Consider the following 20,322-nt stretch of genomic DNA (forward strand, 5'->3'; position numbering starts at 1 on the left):
ATGATCGGGAGGGGTTCGCCTCTCCCGTAAATTCATAAAACAGGATGACTGATATGAACACGATCAAAGTTAAACCGTGGGGCGAAGGGCAGGGTGACCACGTTGTCATCAATGAAGAGGACTTCAACCCTGAGTTTCACAAGAAGCTCGATGATGACGATTCGCCAGCCGCCGGCCGCGGCCCGACCGTCAAAGACATCACCAAAATCCTTGAGGATGGCGGTGTTGAAATTCCGAAGACGGCCAAGAAAAAGGAAGACTTCGAAAAGCTGCTGGCAGACTACACAGCTGACGTGAAAAAGCAGCTGACTGACGCGGAAATCGAATTCGCTGAAGATGCGAAGATCGAAGAATTGCAGGCGATGCTGAAGACTCACACAGAGAGTCAGAATCAGCAGTGAGCACATCGCAGCTTGCGTTCCATGTGATCGCAAACAATCCAGGCATCAGAACCATATTGGATGTGGGCTCTGGTGCCGGTGATCACGCAACGGCCTTCCGTGAGGCTGGCAAAACGGTAACAACTGTCTCTCTGATTCCGCCCGCCGATTATATCGGCATCGATTATCTTGATTTGAGTCTTGGCGGTGAACAGTTCGACTGTATCTGGGCATCCCACGTTCTGGAGCATCAGCCCAACGTGAATGCTTTCCTGAGAAAGTGTAAGTCTGATTTGAAGCCTGAGGGGCTTCTAGCGGTCACTGTGCCGCCCCTGAAGCATGCGATTGTCGGCGGTCACCTTACGCTCTGGAATGCCGGGCTGTTGCTCTACAACCTGATTCTGGCCGGTTTCGATTGCTCAAGAGCCAAGGTTAAAACCTATGGCTATAACATCAGCGTCATTGTCGGAAATAAGACTGTCCCGCAGGAAGTGATTGATTCGCTCCACATGGACAGCGGCGACATTGAGAAGCTGGCGAAATTCTTCCCCTTTCCCGCGCGACAGGGGTTTGACGGTAACATACAGGCGGTGAACTGGTGAAAATTGCACTTTATACCAAGCGCAACGATTTCTTTATGGCCATGCTGGCGTTGTGGCTCACCCGGGCCGGCCATCAGACAACAGAAATCAACCGCGACAAATGGGCGGGTCAGGGACTCGATGCCGATCTGGTTTTTGTCCATGGCATCCGATCTGACATCATTGATGCTCACGCGGGAAAGCCGGTGTTTGTCGTTGAATCGGGTTACTTCCAACGAGTCAATACGATTGCTGAAAAGCAAAGCGGGCATTATCAGATTTCGTATGGCCGACTGAATAACCCGCCTGCCTTTGAGTGTCCGTCAGACCGCTTTGACAGCCTCGGCATTACAGTCGACAAGGCTGTGCGCAAGAAAGGTTATGCGCTGCTGATCGGGCAGGTTCCCGGCGATTCTGCCCTTGGCGGCATCGACCAGACTGACTATCTGCTGAGCAAGGCTGCCGAATATGAGGCCACTGGGTTTGACGTAAAATATCGCCCACATCCTCGCGGCGGTGTAGACTTACCAGGTTATCCGGCGCTGCCCGGTTCACTGGACGAGGCTCTGGACGGCGCAGGAATCGCTGTGATGTATAACAGCACTACAGGGTTTGAAGCGCTTCGAAAAGGTATTGCTGTAGATTGTGCGCCCTGTGCGGCATACTACGAGCTTGCTGGCGAGAAATGCCCGGTCATTGCTGACCGCAAAGCGTTTTTCGCCCGCTCTGCGTATGGACAATGGCGAATCGATGAAACTGCACAGGCTGTCGATTTCATTTTGAACAAGTGGCTTCCAACACTATGACCATTACCGTTGAAGATGGCTCCATCGTTGCAGGCGCGAACAGCTGGGTAAACCGTGAGGACTTTATTGCCTATGCTGCAGCCCGGGGCGTTACGATCGCTGACGAGGCTGCCAGTGATGCCTTTCTGATCAAGGCTTGCGATTACATCAATTCGCTGGAGCCGAAAATTCAGGGTTATCTGGTCAATCGCAACCAGCCCACCGTTTTCCCACGCACCGACTTGTTTATTGAGGATTGGTCGTGGTCCAGCACTGAAATCCCGCGCCAGGTGATAAGTGCACAGCTTGCGCTTGCTCTCGAGATCAGTCAGGGTGCGGATCCATATAATCCGCCAGACAATCTGCCGGTGGTAGAAAAGCGCGTTGAGGGAGCAGTCACGGTGAAGTATGCGAACCCCTCGAACGTCAGCAAAGTTTCGAAGAACCAGCCCAGTGAAACAATCATTCGCACCTTCCTGAAACGCAGCGGGTTGTTTGCTGTCAGGGCATAGCCGCTACATCAAACGAAAACCAACATTCAAGGCCCGGCACTGACCGGGCTTTTTTATATCTGGAATTTGTATGAGTCAGTTTTCGGAAGAGATGGCTGATATTGCGCAGGAGCTTATTACAGAGTTCCGCACGCAGATTGTCATAACTCGACAAGTCGGCGGTGATGTCGACCCGGTAACTGGCGCGGTGACTTCTCCAACGACTCAAAATCAAACAGTTGACGCGATCCCACTGCCGGCGAGCAAAGGAACTGTCGAGGCATTTGATCAGCGATTCGTCGGCGGCACGCTCATTGAGACCAATCTCAGAGCGTTGAAGATTGCAGGGCAAAACCTGCAGTGGCCGCCCGAGCCTTTGCAGACTGTCACGCTTGAGGGCGCTGCATGGGAGGTCATTGGCGTGACCAAATCGACACTCGATAACGACAATCTTGTTTACTCCCTGACGATCCGGAGATAGACGTGAGCTTTCTTTCCGACATGAATCGCATCACTAAGCGGATAAGCAGCGATGTCGACCAGCTTGGCCGTGCTGTGAAAATGGAAGTGTTCTCTGGCGTCATATTGGACACACGAGTTGACACCGGTCGTGCCCGCGGCAACTGGCAGGCATCCGAAAATGTCCCGATGTCTGGTGAGGTTGACCGACTCGATACCAATGGATCAGCGGTCATCGACGAAGTGTCCAGCAAGATCAATGGAATTTCACTGAGCTACCTGACAAACAATTTGCCGTACATCGGCGTGCTGGAAGAGAAGGACGCCATGGTAGCGAGAAACGTGCAACGGGTTCAGAGCAACCTGAACAGAATGGCGGCGCAGATCAGAAAATGAAAATTGCTGTTGATCAAGCATTGGTGTCGTCGTTCATCGCCGGCGCTTTCGGGCTGCCTATTGCGCACGAGAACCTGGAATATGAGCCAGTGAAAGGCACAGCATACGCAGAAATCACGGTTTTTGACTCTGACAAGATGCCAGAAACCGTGAACACCTGCGACCGGCAGCTTGGTATTTTTCAGGTGATTCTGCGATACCCGCTGAACACCGGTGCGGTCGCGGCAAAGACCAAAGCTGGGCAGATTTTCGAACACTTCAAACTGTACTCAATTCACGAATATTCCGGCCAGAAAGTCAGGATCACCGAGCATCGCCGCTCACCAGGTGCTCCAGAGGAAGGCTGGTACAAGATCGTGCTGCGATTGTCGTTTATGGCATTCACTGCTCGATAGACGGCCCTGCCGCAATCCCTAATGGCTCACCTCGGTGGGCTTTTTTTATGTCTGAAATATGAGGTGACATTATGTCTACTGACTTTATGCCCACGGTGGGCACTGAGATTGCTGTCTCAGCGGCAGCGCCCGCCACGCACGATTCCACTGGCTTTGCTGCACTGACTTACACCGACATTGATGTCGTTGGTGAGTTCGGCGAAACCGGCGCAAACGACAGCCCTGTGACGTTCGTGCCAGCCGGTACCGGCGACACTGAAAAGGCTCAAGGTGCGACCGACTACGGTAACGAAAACCTGAATATGAAGTACACCACCACGGCAGATGCTGGTGTTGCGATTTTGCGCACTGCACATGCTGCCCGCTCGAAAGTGTCCGTTAAGAAAACCCTGCCGGACGGTGCGGTTATCTATTACCGCGCCAACTGCATGGGTGTGCGCACTGTGACCGGTGGCGCCAATACCCCCATCGGCCTGGCCACCACATTGGCTATCTCTGGTCGCCCAGTCCACGTTGACGCGCCGAGCTAAGACCAGTTCACCGGGGGTAGGCTCGCGCAGCTGAAAGCGGACTCATCCACCGTTCCCCTGGTGATTCGGATGACACTTTAAAAACTGCGAGGTATGAAGTTAATGGATATTTCATCTGTTGTTAAAAAGAACACTACTGTCGTGACTGATTTTCGTATGCCAGATGGCACGCTGATCATTGACGAGAACACCAAAAAGCCAGCCACGATTGAAATCTACGGGCCTGACACCGACGAGCATGCGCGCCTTGTAGCAAAGCGAGCTCGTGAGCTGCAGTTGAAGAATCGGGACAAGAAAAACAGCAAGGATGCCGAGCCAGAACCGGTGACCGAAGAAATGGTCAAGGCCCAGAAGGAAAAGGACGTCGAATCGCTGGCAGAAATCACAGTTTCATGGACCGGGTGGTACGAAAAAGGCAAGCCACTCAAATGCACGCCGGAAAATGCCAAACGTCTTTATCTGCTGATTGGCACCGTCCGCCGCAAGGTCGACAAAGCATTCGGTGATGAAGCAAATTTTTTGGAGATGTCGAAAGACAGCTGATCCTTTATGTGGATCACGAGGCATGGCTGCAAGTCGTGCCTGATTACGAAGATAAAGACCGCATAAGGCTGAGCCGAGAGGCCGAGTTTAAATACTACCAGGTTGAGTATGACAAAGCCCCTCTGCCAACCAATGGCCGTTATCTTCTGAGCTACTTTCGGCACTCTGGTCGATTTCTTCAAACCACCGGGGGACCGACCCCCTTAACCTGGACAGAGCTCGAATCATTTGACCGAGCCAACCAGCTTGATATGACAGTGTGGGAAAAGCGATTGCTCATGCAAATGTCGATCACCCACGTCAACGGATTGACTAAACACAAAGCCCCAGATTCACCGCCGCCTTACGTGTCCGAGGAAGACCCTCTCGGAAAACGGCGTGAGGCATTGAGGACGTAGATGGATATAGCGAATATTGAAATCGGCATTGATACTCGCCCGCTATCAAAGGGCGAGGACTCATTGCGTTCTCTGGCGGTGACAGGGGGCCGCACTGAAAAGCAGCTGAATCAATCCACACAAAGGGCAGAGCAGGGCTTCAGCACCTTAACAAAGTCGATTGCTGCCACATCCGCAGTTCTGGCCGGCGTTGGCGTATACAGGGTTGTGGACGGTTTCAAACAGACTATTGTCGAGACCGAAAGGCTGCGCGGCTCGCTGGTAACTGTGACCGGCAGTGTTGATGGCGCCTCTGAAGCGTTTGCGCGCCTGACAGAATTTGCTGAGCAAACACCGTTTACGCTTGATCAGTCGGTTACTGCATTCATTCGCCTGAAGTCTCTCGGCCTTGACCCTTCAGAGCGCGCTCTTCGCTCATACGGCAACACAGCTGCCGCAATGGGCAAAGATATGATGCAAATGATCGAGGCTGTTGCTGATGCCTCTACATTTGAATTTGAGCGTCTGAAAGAATTCGGTATTCGAGCCAAACAACAGGGTGATGAAGTTGCTCTGACATTCCAGGGCGTCACCACGGTTGTCGATAAAGAATCAGCGGCAATTGAAGAATATCTGACACGAATTGGTGAAAACCAGTTCGGCACGGCTATGGAAGACCAGATGGAGCGCATACCGGGCATGCTCTCCAACTTGGAAGATGCTGTTGACGGGTTTTTCCGCAAGATCGGTGACGATGGCGCCACTGACGCGTTCGCCGGTGGTATTCAGGCGGCCACAGTTGCCGTTGAAGGATTGACTGAAAATCTGGACACACTTGTCACCATCGGGCAAGTCGTTGCCACTATTTACGCCGGCAAAGTGGCTGCTTCGATTGCTACCTCCGCAACAGCTACTTACACAAAAATCGCTGCCAATGTGGCGCTGCTTAAATCTGAAAGAGACCTCGCAAACTCGGCCCTGCAGCGCGCGGTTCAGGAGCAGGCGGCAGCGGCGAGAAGCCTGCAGATGGCCCACAATGATACGCTGAGAGCTGGCGCAATCACTCGTCTTGCTGCTGCAAACCAACAGCTGACAGCCTCTCAAGTTGCTGCGAATGCTGCCACTGCAGCTTATACCCGTACCGCAACCCTCGGCGGTCGCGCATTGGGCATTCTTGGGCGAACAGCAGGGTTCCTGGGCGGGCCCGCCGGTATTATTGCGACTGTTGGCTTAGCCGCATGGCAGCTTAGTAGCGCCTTCAGTGATGTCAGCGACACAGCCGACGAGGCTACAAACAGCATCTCAGGCCTGAACGACGAACTCGAGGAAATGGGCTCAGCCCACAGCCGCCAGCTGCAGACCGAAATCACTGCTACGTCGATGATGCTGAACCAGGCTGTTGCCGTCTATGGAGCAAACAGCGAACAGGTCCAGCAGCTTCTGATCGACCTTGAGCTGCTGCGCAACGAATACAACGCGCTGACCGGCTCCACAGAGGGCGCGACGCAAGCGACTGGCGAGATGTCTGACAAAGCCTCTGAAGTCGTTGCCAAACTGAAAGACGAAATTGAAATGATCGGCATGACCGATCGTGAGCGGGCAGTGCATATCGCGCTGCGTCAGGCTGAAGTCGATGCTGCCTCTGCTACAGGTCAGGAGATTAAACGCCTGGCTGAGCTTCGCTACGACGAAGAAGAAGCCGCCGACGCTCAAGCGGAAGCAGAGAAAAAGCTGACCGATGCTCTCGATGATCAGGCCGAGAAAGTGTCTTCAATGATACTGGCTGAGCGTCAGCGTCAGGCTTCACTTGCTCTGTCTGGTCGCCAGAGAGAGATTTACAACGCTATTGTTCGTGCAGGCTTCGATCAGTCGCCACAGGATCTGGCCGCGATCGCTCGAGAGGTCGGGCTTCGATACGATCAGGAAGAGGCGATACGCGTAGCCACTGAAGCCACTGACGATGCCGCCCGGGCTGCTGAGCAGCTGCGTGAAGAAGAAGCGCAACTTGCCAAACAGATGCAGGAAGACTGGGCAGAAACCCGCCGCGAGTTTGGCCGCTTCTGGGCTGACATGGTTCAGGATGGTGAAAACGCATTTGATGCCTTGGCCAATTCCTTCGAGCGCATGCTGCTTGAGATGACCGGGCAGCTGGCGCTGTCTGGCCTCGCCAAACTATTCAATATTCAGACTCCTGGTGGTGCCGCGGGTGGTATTCAGGGCATTTTGGACAGCTCTGGTTTTGCCGGTGATGCTGCTGGCGCTTTGCTGTCTCGATTCGGTGGTCAGCTCGGGCAGAACTCTGGCTTGACCGATATCCTGTCAGGCCTTGGCCTGCGTGATGCTGTGCAAACCGGTGCGGATTGGTCGACAGGATTGCCGACAGCTACCCAGGGCGGATTCAATGCCAATCAGCTGATCAGCGGCCTGAAAGACCTGGGCATGAATATCGGCGCCGGTTTCGCTGGTGGCTTTGCTGGTAACGAACTTGGCGAGGCGATATTCGGCAAAGAGGCTGAGTCGGCCCTTGGTCAGTCTATCGGCACCGCAATTGGCACATATCTTGGCGGCCCGCTCGGTGCGTTCATCGGCTCATCACTCGGCTCAATGGTTGATGTCATGACCGGTGGTGACGGCAAGGTTCGGCAGAATGCCGGCTTCCTTGTGGCTCCAACTCCCGGCGCCGATCCGTCACGCACGTTCCAGGTCGATCCGTTCTCATCAGGACTACAGGTCACCGGTTTCGCACGTCGCGCAGATCAGGCCCAGGCCATTCAGGTGATCGAACAGTTCCGTGGCGTTCATGATGTGTTCTTCGGCCTGATTGAGCAGCTGGGCGGCAAGCTGGATACCTCACGCGCAACTTTGGCCGGATTGGATGAAGAGGCCACACCGGGCAGCCTTGGCACGTTTATGGGTCTCGGTGGCAACGGCCAGCTGGCCGGGGATTTGCTGGCGCAGATCAATTACTTCATCGACCAGCTGGCAGATTATGCCACTGGGCTTGATGAGGCGCTGCTGGATTCAATTCGAAGCGCAGGCAGTGCAGAGGCAGCAATATCCCTGCTATCGACCGCCCTGATCGAACAGGAAGCCGAAGCAGTCGCCGCGGCAGAAGCCGCTGAATCCTCAGCCGCAGCAACCAAGAAAGCAGCTGAAGCCGAGGCAAGGCTGCAGAAAGAGCGCCTTGATGCAATCGAATCCATGCTGGGTGAGATGGAATCGATCAGGTCCATGCGCCAGTCTATGCAGGCTCAGTCCTATGAGCTGATGGGCGTCTCTCCGCTGTTCCAGATTGATGCCACGGTCACCGATCAGATTCGTCACATCGAGCAGATGCGCGATCTGCTGACCCGGCAGCACCAGGATGAACTGAGAGCCGAAGAGCAGCTTCACAACCAGCGCATGCGCCTGGCTCAGTCGATATCCGATTACACGGTCCGGCTGCAGCTCGGTGAGTTCTCCAACCTGTCAGGTGCTGGCCAGCTTGATCTGGCACAGTCGCAGTTCCGTCAGCTGGCATCTGCTGCCTTGTCCGGTGATATGGATGCCGCGGCACGTATCGAGAACGCAGCAGAGGCCTATGTCACTGCAGCAGATCGTGAGTTCGCCAGTGGTGCCGGTCGCCGGGATGTCGTCACTGAAGTGCTGGCCGTCATGGATCAGCTGGGCGGATCGCTGGGCAGTTCGACCTTTGACCCATCAGCTGCGAACCAGGCTCTGCTCAATGCGCTGGCGGGACTGGATTCTGAACTGGCTGAGATTGCTTCTGGCGTCAACGGCTCGATCATTGATGAACTCAAAGGCATCAACGGCAAACTGTCCGACCTGCCCCCGGCGATGGCCAGTCAGCTTGCCGGTGTCATGAGTGCATTCCTTCAGTCTGCAGGCAATATGCAGCGGACTGTTGAATCCTACGGCTCTGGCACGCTTGCCAGAAGCGCCGGCGAAAAGGTTCTGACTGATCAGGGCTTCAATCTGAATTACACCGCAGACCAGATCATCGATCACATCGCCGCCATTGGCGGTATCGGTTCAGGTGACTTTGAGCGCGAAACCGCCGCCATTCGACAAATCTATAACGATGCGGTTGCGGCTGGCATTGGTTCCGCCCAGCTCGCTGATGTGGGCGGATACACGCAATCGGGAATCTATGAGGCGCTTCGCGCTGCTGGTATCGACCCGACCGGCTTTGCGCAGGGTGGTATCTCAACCGGACCCACCAGCGGCCACCTTGAAATGCTGCACGGTACAGAATTGATCGTGCCGATGAACAACGGTTTGCCAGGTCCAGTTCGCACTGCTGCCAACGATGGCGCCATGGTGCGCGAGATCCAGTCGCTGAATAACGAAGTTGTGCGCCTGCGCGAAACCGTTGCCATGATCGGTGAGGACGCCGCCAGCCAGCGTGACCGACAAGCCCGCATTGACTCTGAAATGAATGACGAGCTCAAGCGCGTCAACGGGAGGAAGGCAGTTGGCAATATCGGATAGCGATTTTCGCAACTGGCTGCAGCAGCTCTCAAACGGACGTGGCAATCCCGTTGTCTTGATCGAAGCAAAGCACCATGACGGCAGCTCGGTAAAGACCCTGTATCTGTCAGATGCTGGCTATGAAGACCCGACCGACATCGATGCGCCGAACTACAAACCGGTTGTGTTGAATGAAGTCGTCATTGATGAAGTACTGGATAGCTCAACGATCAGCGCCATCGAGATCAAGAACCTCGACGATGCCTGGCGGAATTATCGCTTCATCGGGTATGACTTCCATGTCTATTTCGGGGACAAGTCGTGGCCGCGCTCTGATTTTCGGCTTCAGGGTTTTAACAAGACGGCTGGCTTCACCTGCCCGCATCCGGATAAGTACCGTTTTGAATTCGATGATCTGCGAAGCATCTACTTTGATCAGCTGATTAACGGTAATGGCCTGGGTGCCGCTGCCGGTTTGCCGTTCGTCTTTGGCCGGGTGTTCAACTTTGAGCCGCTTCGCACCGGGTCCGACAAGTTCACCTACTACACACCGAACATCATTGCCTCGCCAGAGGCAGTTCGTGATAACGGCGTGGCTTTAAGTGGCTACACGATCAACTTCATCGCGGACGGTACAGGCGATGGGTTGCGCATCGATGTTCAGCTGACAGCGCCCCCATCAGGGCGTGTAACGATCGACATACGCCCGGGCGTTCCGCCGAACCCAAACCCGGCATGGCTATCGAGCAACCTGAAGTACCTGCTGCAGCAAATGAATGCCTACATGCAGATTTCGATCCCACTGGGGTCAACGCTCGACACCGCGCCCACAGACGATATCGGTTACGCGTTCTATCAGTACGGCAGCGCCCGGGAGATGCTGACAGAGATGTGCGACAGCCTGGGTCTGAATCCGCGCATCAACAATGCGGGGCAGCTGGACGTCATTCAGATCAGCGATGGTGGAACATCAACACGCACTGTCACAGATGCAAACGTGCGCGGCTTCATGTCGCTTGATGCTCGCGAACCTCCTTACAAACAGCTTGAGCTTGGCTACCGGCGCAACTGGGCGGTGCAGGGTACTGACACCCTCGCTGGATCGGTTTCTGCTGCCAACGCGCTGCTGTATAGCCGCGAGCACACCTACGCGAAGCAGACACGAACCCTGACCGGTTACCCATTCGTAAAGAACGCCAAAGTCGACACACTGATTTATGAATCAACTGACGCCTCTGACGAACTGGATCGGCGCTGGAACTTGCGTGACGTCGAGCGTCAGCAGTGGGCATTCAAAGGTGATGCGACGTTCATCGCTGACGATATCGCCGACACCATTACCATCACGCACAGGGATTATGGTTTATCTGCTGGCGCTGATTTTGTGGTGCTTGAGAACCGGAAAAACCTCACACGAAGAACCTGCCAGCTGAGGGTGTGGAAATGAGCTACAAGATCATGATTGGCACCGTCAATCAGCTGGAGAACATGACGGTCACCAGCACCCATTCAGCTGATGCAGCACACCCACTGAGTAACCTGACCAATGGCATTAAAGACATTCCCACCAGGTGGGATGTTAGCTCGACCACATCATTCGCAATCAAAGGCACCTCAGCCACAGCAGTGAACGTGAACGCCCTGATGATTAAGGGCCACAACTTCACCGGATCCGCGACTGTCCGGCTGCGCTTGTACTCAGGTGAAAACCAGACCGGCACGCTGCTATTCGACAGCACGTCAAAAGTGCCGCTGACCAATCGCGCCTTTGGTGAGCTGATCGCGGGTGTTCACAAGATTGATGGGTACCTGGAACTGGAGAACCGACTCGATCCCGTTTACACGCTGACCTTTGACACCGCTCTGATTAAGTCGTTTCAGATCGACATCGATGCCACTGGCTCGCCGGATGATGTACTGCGAATCGATACGGTCGCGCTCTTTTTCGGCTGGTCGCCTGACTACAACTTCAGCTACGGGTATGACCAGGGCATTCAGGAAGACGCTGAGCACGAACAATCCCGCGGGGGAGGGCTTCACACATTCGCCATGCCGGCGCGCCGATCACTGCGCGTGGAATTCGAATTGATGGAAACCCTGAACAACAACACATTCCTTGACCTGATGTCGGCCATCGGCATGGGCGGCAATGTGTATATAATCCCCAATCCCAGCGCAACCGGGTACACCAAGTACCTCGGTAACTCAATTTACAAACGAAACAGCCAGGCCACCCGCAGGGCGCGATTCTTTAACGGCAACAGCTCAACATTGGTGCTGGAGGAAAACTGATATGCCAATTTCTGATTATTACATCCAAGCTGGCGACGATACCGAGCTGCCTACCAAGATAAATGATGCCTTGGATTTCATGGATGGAAAGGCGGACGATGCAGTGGCAGCCGTAGAGCCTTTCGCAGACCGAGCAGAGGCCGCTGAAGGCGTTGCAACCGCACAAGCAGCGGCCGCATCAGGCTCTGCCACCGAAGCCCTGAACAGCAAAAACGAAGCGGCATCAATTCAACAGACGGTCACACAGATCGCCGGCATATCGAGTATCCAGACCTACACGCACCCGCTGGCCCGCGCCATCCGTCTTGCAATGACTTCCGCCACCAGTGGCAGCAACGGCATCCGGACAACGATCAACACTGCCAATGCAATTGGAGCAAGTGACTTTACAGTCATTTTGCGCGCCACCCCTAAGGGCTATGCCGCTTCATCCGGAACACGGTTCACGGCAGCGGCCGCTTCAACAGGTAGTTCTGTCGATTACCCGACTATCGTATTCGACCTGTCTGGCGGCAATGTGACGCCCAAACTGGCGATGAACGGCACAACGTATTCAGCCACCACAACAATTACTTCTGCCGAATTCCTGGCCTCGAAGTTCTGGGGATTCTCGGTCAAGCGGCCAACGGCCAGCGCAGCTGGATCGGTGACGTTCTACCGCGATGAAAACCAGTTCGGTACTTCCGTGACGATACCTGCTGGCACGCCATACAACTTCCCCGGTGCGGCTTATTGGGCGATATGTGGAGATCAAAATTCACGACAGCCCTGCGTATTCTACGAGGCCATATTGCTCAACCGTCAGTATCTGGCTGCCGATGTTCTCAGTTATAGCCAGGTTGGTATTGCGCCGGAGGATTTGAATGCGAGTCAGGTGCCTGTGTATACCGGTGATTTTAGTGCTGGTCGTGATAATTGGGATGCATCCGTACAGTTTACCGCTACAGCGGGAAACGTCGATGGTGTTGGCGGGGTCGACAATACTTTATCTATTACAAACTCGTCCACCGGGACGAGCGAGCGCTACGCCCGCAGAATAAACACATTAACCGCTGGCAAGCGAAATAGATTAAGAATCGATGTGTACAGAAAGGCGGGAAACTCGTCGGGGGCTCAGGCGCTTGTTTTAGTTGGCGAGTCAGCTAGTCACATCTTGCTGCCCGATGTCGACGCCACATGGAAAAGCTTTCAGATAGAATTTATCGCGACGTCAACAACATTGCAGCTATACCTTGCTACTAGCTCTGGGGGGCTTACGACCCTAAAAAATACCGGGGATGAGTTTAATATTGTTGCCACCGTTGTTGAGCAGATTGGAGTCATCGGCCACTGGAACGCCGCCAATGCTCAATCCAACACCGGCCAGATTATCGACTCGACTGGCAACAAGGGTCACGGCCTGCTGCCTGCTGCTGGTGTCAATATCATGGGCGCGAATCCAGCACGTAGTCGCCAGGTGCGAAGCCCGTCGCACTCATGGACCGCGACCAACGAACTCCAGTACGCCACTGGATTCAATCAGGAGCCTTTCCCGTCGAACGCAGCTGTTGAATTCATCGAGTTTGATTCAAATGCCACATTTAATCTTGATGTTGGTGACGGCACAACAGGGAAGAAATTCGTCGATAATTTTCCAGTAGTTGTCGGTCGAAACCGTGTGACACTGACCAGCACGCCTTTCGCCGGTACAACATCAGCGACTCGAAAACTGACCCTGAAACCAGTTTCCGCGACCACCGCCGCGCTCACGAACGTGGTTGCCACCTATCACGCAACAGAGGTTGAATCATGATCGAATTGAGCGTAAGCGGCCAGCAGGTCGAGTGCTACTACGGCGACATCGTAAACGACACGATCAAGACATCAGTGGGCGTTGTCCCGTTCGAGTGGTCGACCGGCTTTGCCGTCAATGATGCCATCGCCGCCATCGAGAACTTCCTAGCTCAGTCAGGTGAAAACCCGCCACAGCCGATTATTGTGCAGTCAACTGGCAGAGGCTGGATCATTGATCTGCCCTCAGCCAGTCACCCCCAGGCCGAGATCACCGAGATTGATTTTGTCACTGACAAGATCGTGTTCCGGTGGATCGGGACCGAGTACACGGGTGATTGTGCGGTCGATTTTGTGTTCACCACTGAAACGACACCAGCTGAGGTTGCTGGCGCTATTGTGGGGCTGCTGCCAGAGGCTTGAAAGGGAAAGGCGGGGAAGGTGCTACAATGGGGTGTTCGGCCAAAAAGGAAGCCCCGACATGGCAATAAACATTGACCCAACCGTGCTGATAACGATAGGCCTGATACTCGACATCGTGGGCGTGCTGATCATCTTAAAATATGATCTGGGCAAACCGTTGCCGGTGAAGAGTTCCAAGGGCAAAGACTTTAAGGTGCGGCTAGGCTCTGCCAGCGACCAGACGCCATGGAAAAAGGCGCTCGCGGGCTGGGGTATCTGGCTGATCGGATTTGGCTTTGTGCTGCAGATCATCGGGCTTTCTATTTCCTAAATCCTTCCTTGTATTCCGCAACGCATAGTTTTCCGGCACACTTAAGTTTTGGGCTGTACGCCCGATTGTGGGGTTGGATATGCATTGGTTCATAATTGCCTTTATCGCGCTAATACTATTGGTGGCGGCGTTTTTTTCAGTGGACTTGGGTAAACTTGCCGCGACAGTATCCCTGGCCACCTGGCTATCAGCATTTGCAGCTATCGTAAGTGCGGTGGCGGCATTGGTTGCGGCGATTTTGGTGCGAAAAACTCTTTCCGAGACTCAGGCAGCTAATCAGCTCATCCGCGAGCAGACGATGCACAATCGTGCCTATATGACAATCGATGTCACTGAGATAGCTGGGGTTACCGATAATGACGGAAACATAGTTAGCGTCATGATTCGCGTTAATTGGAAGAACACTGGTTTTTCGCCAGCCCTAGACGTAGTTTCTGGTGGTACCTGCTTCTTTTTTAAGTTTGGTGAAGGGAATGATCACCTGCTTGAATTGGACGTGGATGAAACATTGGGCAATGGTACCGGCAGTGTTGTTGCTGTGGGTAATCGATCGATGGGCCGAGCACAATTTAATATGACCGATATTGCTCAGGCGATCCAGCAGCAAGAAAAGCCAATAATTATGAGCGTCTGCAGGTATAGCGATATTTACGGCAGAAGATACCAAGCTACTTTCACGACGCTGGTCAATTGGAGTGACAGTATTTTAGATCCCGCTTTTACTGAGCAGATACTACAAAAAGGCACAGAGTTTGTCCCTTTCGGCCCAAACAATCGGGAAGTTCAATTAACGGAAAGTGTCGTCCGTTAGCGGACAATTTTGCATTAGAATGTCCCGCACGCGATGCTTCCCAATTTCGTGCGGGAGTTTTGCGGGACAGATCGTGCATTGTTGTGCTTTGTTGTGCATGCGGGTTGCAACGGGCATCCACAATTTGTAACAAAAACAATGCCTTAAAAAACAGCCGCATGACTACGAATCAGGTGGTCGCATGTTCGAATCATGCCGGGTGCGCCATACAGATACAAAAAAGCCCGCCTTGCGCGGGCTTTTTTGTATCTGCAGGGTTTACCTGGCTACGAGAGAACATATGTTCGACAAATCGCATGCGATTTGGACGCCCCGCCAGGGCGCCCCGAAGGGGTGAGTAATCCGCCAATGCGGATTACGAATCAATCATGCCGGGTTTAACCTGAAGTCCTCCAAAATGTGATTCATCGCACAAATCCCTCTATTAGCCATATGTCTAATTGTCATAACCCCCTGAATCTGGACATATTCGGCAATTGCTCTCAACCTCGGCCGCATCCAATACGCAGGTGTCCAGTCCATACGGAGTCACCCGTTGGGCGGTAGCGTGCCTGGATACTCGGAAATAGTGTGCATGCGCACATAACCAATAACACGGGCGCTCGTTGAATTGCTGATTGAGTAACCGGTCCGAAAAATAGTTTCGTCGACTTCGAAGATTAGGGCGACAAATTAGGAAAGGAACTTATTGAGATAGTGTGCAATAACCTTGAGATTCTAAGTATGCGCTCTGTACAACTGTTAGGCAGAAAAACTAAGGGTCAACTCCGTAGATGAGTATCAACGAAACAGTACTTGAAATGCATTTTCATAATCCAATATTTGACCTTTTCAGGGAGACGCTTGGACTTGGTGAAGGGAATTTCAATTTCTTCAAATATTCACCTCAACGAGAATGTTTCGTTGGTTTTGATCAGGCTTTCGTACGAACGGATCTAAGTGAAGACGCGCTATTTAATAAGCTGAAGGCTAGCGCTAGGGATGATGGGTATAGCCTGTCTAACTTTTTTCTAGGGTATTTTTTACAATACAAAGTTGTAAAAACTCTGCAAAAGCGAATGCGTCATACCCCACATCAAATTACAGCCAGGCCTCACTATCGAGTTTCTTTAGACACAATCAAAAATATAAATACTGGTCAGTCTCAGCATGAATTACTTTTTAATCTCAATAGAAACCAAGGCGCTCTAGTTTACTATGCATGCCCGATGCTTTTTGATAGGTCAGAATTGTATCGCGAGGAGCCGGATCTGGATCTACTTAGACTCGCAGATTTGTCTGATTGTCCTTCGATTTATGATGATAACGAGTCACATTTTATCTATTTTAATGATACTGGTGCCAGTCCTATTTGGTGTAGCAATCCAACAGAAGGTAAGGCTTATAAGCCATCTGAGGTGGTGGAGAATGTTAGGCAGCAATTAATAGACCCAGCCGAGCTTCGTGAAAATCAGTTGAGACTTTTAGATAGCCTGAAGGGCGTCACAGAGAATGTGATTACCAGAAAGGAAGAGAAAATACTCTCTTTGGTTGCAGATTCTCTCACCATTTTGCAATTTACTAGCGAAGAGCCTAACAAACAAAGGCAGGCGAATGGGTAAACGCGCCGTTGCTTTGAATGTTTTGTGCTTTGAAGGGGTTAGCAACGGATGTTGGAATTTATAAAAGAAGAAAAAAGGCTAGTTCTTTCCTACAGCGGCGAGCTTAGACCCTCTGGCTGGATATATTCCGAGCTAGAAAAGGGTCATGATGTGACATTAAGACGAACATTTACAGTCTCAAAAAATGAGTTGTGGTCTGAAGAAGATCCAATCGATGAAGAAGCTCCAGTGCTATTCGTAATCGGCTCAAAGAATGGACAATATTACAGCTTGTCAAGGACAGTGATGGGAATCGAGCACGATCTCTTTATCCATGAGGATATCGAGCTCACGACTAAGATATTCATTGCAGAGCGGAATATTTCAATTTTTTCAAGATTAGATCAGCTCATCAAAGGGGATGTTCGAATTGGTGGCCAAGATGATTCATCAATACCAGAAGAGGCATTTACGAAATTATTACGAAACTTCCCAAATTCTTATGAGCTAACACGATATGCCTTCGCTCGGGTTGGAGCAGTAATTTCCTCATACCTGAAAACAAAAGAGGACTATGAGGAAAAGTACCAAAACTATATGGATCGGAGAGCAAGCATAGAAGGATCTAATGCGTATCAACTAGTTGCAAATGCCGAGATTGAAAAGTACAAACTTCTTCTCTCTAAGCTGAAGGGCATGCTTGAAAAAGAAGAATCTTATTCTGAAACTCAGTGGCAAGAAGAAATATTGCAAATTATTCTCCTTCTTTACCCTAAATACATCCTTGCATTTAAAGAAGCGCCCGTGCGCGATACGTACAACAAAAAAGACAGAAAAATTGATATTCTACTTGTTGATTCAACTGGCAATGCAGACATCATAGAAATAAAAAAACCTTTTGATAAATGCATCGTAACAGATCGCACCTATCGTGATAATTACATCCCTCTTCGAGAATTATCTGGCACTGTCATGCAGATTGAAAAATATATTTTCTACCTGAATAAATGGGGTAGAAACGGAGAAGAGAAATTAACATCGCACTACCAAGATAAATTAGAACCGGGGTTTTCCATTAGGATTACAAGTCCAGGGGGGATAATAATCATGGGGCGGGAGACAGGCTTGTCAGCAGAACAACGCCAAGATTTCGAGGTTATCAAGCGCAAATACAAAAGTTTGATAGACATAATTACGTATGATGATCTTCTGGCACGTTTAGAATCAACATTAAAACACTGGACAAAACACACATAACAATCAGATGCAGCGCGGCAATTTACGCCTAGCTTCAATTGCCCGCTGAGCGGGTCGTTAGCACAAAAAAAGAAACTACAGGGGCAAGAATGAAAATCGAGAGCAAAATCACATTCGAACGCTGCCTGCGCGAAGGTATTAATATTTTTACAGGTGCGGGTTTTTCGCTGCTCGCTAAAGATAAACAAGGACGCCATCTGCCTATCGGGGATGAGTTACGTAATGAGCTATTGGAAGAATTCCCTACAGCTCCAAAAACGTTGCAGCTCCCACAGTTGTGTACATTCTTATCGCGCTCAAGAAAGGATGATCTGGATAGATACATAAAGGCAAGGTTTGATGTAGGTAGCTTTAGTGACAAATACAGATACTTGGAATTCATAAATCCAAGATTTATATTTACCACTAACGTGGACAATCTCTTGGAATGTGTATTTCGTGGAAATCCGAATAAGTACCTAAACAACACAAGGTTAAATGGGGTAAGTATCAAGGACAAATCTGCGATAGATTATATATATCTTCATGGCAGTATTTCTGATGATGAGTCCCCACTAATATTTGGCGACTTAGATATTGCTAGCGCGTTTTCTAATGACCCTACTCGATGGAATTATTTTAGATCCCTTATGAATAGGCACCCAACCCTATTCTGGGGGTATGCGTTGAGAGACGCAGGAACTCTCCAAGTTTTCTCCGACGCTATAGATGACAACAACAAGAAGAACTCATGGATAATTGTCCATCCGGAATACACATCCGACGATGAAGTACAGTATTACAAATCATTAGATTTAAAAATCATAAGCTCTGACACCGAGGAATTTTTAGAGTACCTCAAGACGTTCGAGGCAGTGTCTCCGGCCGATGAGGAAGCTTATGTAAATCCTTTTCCTGAATACGAAATTCCAAGTCACTCCGACATCAAACACAGAGCAATACAAGACTTCTATCTTGGAGCCGCTCCCACTTGGAGTGATATTTATTCTCCGCGTGTCGCAAAGCTTCGCTTTTATAGCAGCGTCGAAGAACAAGTCAATAGTGGTAAAAACGTTTTGATAACTGGAGGTCCGGCAACTGGCAAAACTACATTGCTGATGCAATTTGCCGCGTTTCACAATTTCAATGGCATTAAGATTCTGCTTTCCGAAATCTCGACTGCAAAAGCACAAACAATCGCAACGAAGCTGTCTGGCATTCCAACCTTGTTGTTCGTCGATAACCTACAGACATCAATTGAAGCATTAAACCACCTTTCCCAGAATAAAAATATTCAGCTAATCATTGCCGAAAGAGATTATGCATATTTATCTGCTTCAAGCGCTAATTTTTTGAGGAAAGATATTGAAATAATCGATATTACAACGCTGAATGAAAAAGATGCACAAGCAGTGATTAACAATATCCCTATAGATATAAAGTCGAGAAAGAGTTACAAGTTTAGAGATGGCGACTCTTTGTTTGAACTCATTGAAAGAAACTGCAGAGCGCCGTCAATCAAGGAGCGTTTCCACAATGTCATAGATAGCCTTCGGAAGAAAGACGAGCAACTTGTCCAGCTTTTCCTATTGGCGTGCTACCTGCATACATGCAGAAGCATAACCTCAATGGATGTAATTTATAGTTACTTTGGTAAATCGTATAACGACTACAGAGGGTTATACGATTTGATAGCTATTCTTAGTAGCAGCTTGTCGGAATATGTTGGCGAGTTCGCTGAAGGGGATCAAGATTACTTTTCGATACGCTCAAACTTGCTGGCGGATCATATTTCTACAATAGCGCCAACAGAAGATTTGGCGATTATGCTGAGCAATTTCCACAACAATGTTCCTCGATTTTGCGTCCCGAATTTCGATTCCTTTAAGCGGAGGGCTTATGACGCTCGAATATTCGAGAGGGCATTTCCAAAGGTAGAAGATGGCGCAGCAATATACGACGTGATCTATCGAAAGCATAACTCACCATTTAACTTGCAACAAAAAGCGTTGTATTTGAGCCGAAGAAAGGACCACCAGCGAGCGTTTGAAGTCATAGATGAAGCTATTTCCAAAGGTGGGAGTCGAAACTGGTCAATAAAGAACTCATACGCGATCATTAAGTTTAAAGCCAGTATAGAACGAAAGGATTCTCCGGACGTTCGAAAAGCTCTGGACGAAAGTATGGAGGCATTAGAGCAATGTCATTCAGCAGATGTAAGAAAGGCCTTCCACGCAATGTCTTTTGCTGATCATTCATTGCGATACTGGCAAAAGTATCGAGATAAAGTCGCTGTTTCCTATTTGGAAAAAGCAAAGGATTGGTTAAGCGAGGAGGCTGATGAGGACAACCGAATAGGAAATGTGTCGCGACTGCTTAATCAGGTTAATAAAGCCCTAGCGTCCGCTAAGAAGCGCTAAAAAGGCCGTGAACACGGGAGCATTTTTCTTTCGCTGTGCTCACGAAAAATACGTCGATTACGGTTGGCGTTAG

Annotated in this window: 19 protein-coding genes and 1 tRNA gene; all 20 read left to right on the forward strand. The window is 50.9% G+C overall.

The window, feature by feature from the left end; genetic code table 11:
• Nucleotides 1-53: 53 nt before the first annotated feature.
• The 20 genes from LVD14_RS09255 to LVD14_RS09350 all read left to right on the forward strand — a co-directional run bounded on the left by LVD14_RS09255 (nucleotide 54) and on the right by LVD14_RS09350 (nucleotide 20,249).
• Nucleotides 54-401 carry a hypothetical protein gene (locus LVD14_RS09255; protein WP_237133803.1) on the forward strand — a complete coding sequence of 116 codons (348 nt, stop codon included), beginning with the start codon at nucleotides 54-56 and terminating at the stop codon, nucleotides 399-401.
• Complete coding sequence (locus LVD14_RS09260) at nucleotides 398-982, forward strand: class I SAM-dependent methyltransferase (protein ID WP_237133804.1); 585 nt, start codon at nucleotides 398-400, stop codon at nucleotides 980-982. Before LVD14_RS09255 ends, LVD14_RS09260 begins: the two co-directional genes overlap by 4 nt.
• The gene (locus LVD14_RS09265; protein WP_237133805.1) at nucleotides 979-1,767 is read left to right on the forward strand and encodes a hypothetical protein; all 789 of its coding nucleotides are present in this window, start codon (nucleotides 979-981) and stop codon (nucleotides 1,765-1,767) included. The genes LVD14_RS09260 and LVD14_RS09265 overlap by 4 nt, the downstream gene beginning before the upstream one ends.
• Nucleotides 1,764-2,258, forward strand: a complete 495-nt coding sequence (locus LVD14_RS09270; RefSeq protein ID WP_237133806.1) for a DnaT-like ssDNA-binding protein — start codon at nucleotides 1,764-1,766, stop codon at nucleotides 2,256-2,258. Before LVD14_RS09265 ends, LVD14_RS09270 begins: the two co-directional genes overlap by 4 nt.
• Before the next feature lie 70 nt (nucleotides 2,259-2,328).
• Nucleotides 2,329-2,718 (forward strand): hypothetical protein, encoded by a 390-nt coding sequence (locus LVD14_RS09275; protein ID WP_237133807.1) that lies wholly within the window; start codon nucleotides 2,329-2,331, stop codon nucleotides 2,716-2,718.
• Nucleotides 2,719-2,720: 2 nt separating this feature from the next.
• A complete protein-coding gene (locus LVD14_RS09280) occupies nucleotides 2,721-3,092 on the forward strand; it encodes a hypothetical protein (RefSeq protein ID WP_237133808.1) in 372 nt (123 codons plus the stop codon).
• Nucleotides 3,089-3,487, forward strand: a complete 399-nt coding sequence (locus tag LVD14_RS09285; RefSeq protein ID WP_237133809.1) for a phage tail terminator-like protein — start codon at nucleotides 3,089-3,091, stop codon at nucleotides 3,485-3,487. Before LVD14_RS09280 ends, LVD14_RS09285 begins: the two co-directional genes overlap by 4 nt.
• 71 nt (nucleotides 3,488-3,558) lie before the next feature.
• The gene (locus LVD14_RS09290) at nucleotides 3,559-4,017 is read left to right on the forward strand and encodes a hypothetical protein (RefSeq protein WP_237133810.1); all 459 of its coding nucleotides are present in this window, start codon (nucleotides 3,559-3,561) and stop codon (nucleotides 4,015-4,017) included.
• Nucleotides 4,018-4,119: 102 nt separating this feature from the next.
• Nucleotides 4,120-4,560 carry a hypothetical protein gene (locus LVD14_RS09295; protein WP_237133811.1) on the forward strand — a complete coding sequence of 147 codons (441 nt, stop codon included), beginning with the start codon at nucleotides 4,120-4,122 and terminating at the stop codon, nucleotides 4,558-4,560.
• Between the two features lie 398 nt (nucleotides 4,561-4,958).
• On the forward strand, nucleotides 4,959-9,428 hold the full coding sequence (locus LVD14_RS09300; protein ID WP_237133812.1) for a hypothetical protein: 4,470 nt from the start codon (nucleotides 4,959-4,961) through the stop codon (nucleotides 9,426-9,428).
• Nucleotides 9,412-10,854, forward strand: coding sequence for a hypothetical protein (locus LVD14_RS09305; RefSeq protein WP_237133813.1), 1,443 nt, complete (start codon nucleotides 9,412-9,414; stop codon nucleotides 10,852-10,854). Before LVD14_RS09300 ends, LVD14_RS09305 begins: the two co-directional genes overlap by 17 nt.
• Nucleotides 10,851-11,699, forward strand: coding sequence for a hypothetical protein (locus LVD14_RS09310; protein WP_237133814.1), 849 nt, complete (start codon nucleotides 10,851-10,853; stop codon nucleotides 11,697-11,699). Before LVD14_RS09305 ends, LVD14_RS09310 begins: the two co-directional genes overlap by 4 nt.
• Nucleotide 11,700: 1 nt before the next feature.
• Nucleotides 11,701-13,491, forward strand: coding sequence for a hypothetical protein (locus LVD14_RS09315; RefSeq protein ID WP_237133815.1), 1,791 nt, complete (start codon nucleotides 11,701-11,703; stop codon nucleotides 13,489-13,491).
• Complete coding sequence (locus LVD14_RS09320; RefSeq protein ID WP_237133816.1) at nucleotides 13,488-13,892, forward strand: hypothetical protein; 405 nt, start codon at nucleotides 13,488-13,490, stop codon at nucleotides 13,890-13,892. The genes LVD14_RS09315 and LVD14_RS09320 overlap by 4 nt, the downstream gene beginning before the upstream one ends.
• Nucleotides 13,893-13,950: 58 nt before the next feature.
• The gene (locus LVD14_RS09325; RefSeq protein ID WP_237133817.1) at nucleotides 13,951-14,202 is read left to right on the forward strand and encodes a hypothetical protein; all 252 of its coding nucleotides are present in this window, start codon (nucleotides 13,951-13,953) and stop codon (nucleotides 14,200-14,202) included.
• Nucleotides 14,203-14,281: 79 nt separating this feature from the next.
• On the forward strand, nucleotides 14,282-15,013 hold the full coding sequence (locus tag LVD14_RS09330) for a hypothetical protein (protein ID WP_237133818.1): 732 nt from the start codon (nucleotides 14,282-14,284) through the stop codon (nucleotides 15,011-15,013).
• Between the two features lie 99 nt (nucleotides 15,014-15,112).
• A tRNA-Arg gene (locus tag LVD14_RS09335) sits at nucleotides 15,113-15,220 on the forward strand.
• A gap of 566 nt (nucleotides 15,221-15,786) precedes the next feature.
• Nucleotides 15,787-16,614: a hypothetical protein gene (locus LVD14_RS09340; RefSeq protein WP_237133819.1), complete on the forward strand. Its 828-nt coding sequence runs from the start codon at nucleotides 15,787-15,789 to the stop codon at nucleotides 16,612-16,614.
• Nucleotides 16,615-16,662: 48 nt separating this feature from the next.
• A complete protein-coding gene (locus LVD14_RS09345; protein ID WP_237133820.1) occupies nucleotides 16,663-17,850 on the forward strand; it encodes a Shedu immune nuclease family protein in 1,188 nt (395 codons plus the stop codon).
• Nucleotides 17,851-17,939: 89 nt separating this feature from the next.
• Nucleotides 17,940-20,249 carry an SIR2 family protein gene (locus LVD14_RS09350; protein ID WP_237133821.1) on the forward strand — a complete coding sequence of 770 codons (2,310 nt, stop codon included), beginning with the start codon at nucleotides 17,940-17,942 and terminating at the stop codon, nucleotides 20,247-20,249.
• The last annotated feature ends 73 nt before the right edge of the window (nucleotides 20,250-20,322 follow it).

It is taken from the genome of Pseudohongiella sp. O18 (genome assembly GCF_021729085.1).
Classification (GTDB): domain Bacteria; phylum Pseudomonadota; class Gammaproteobacteria; order Pseudomonadales; family Pseudohongiellaceae; genus Pseudohongiella.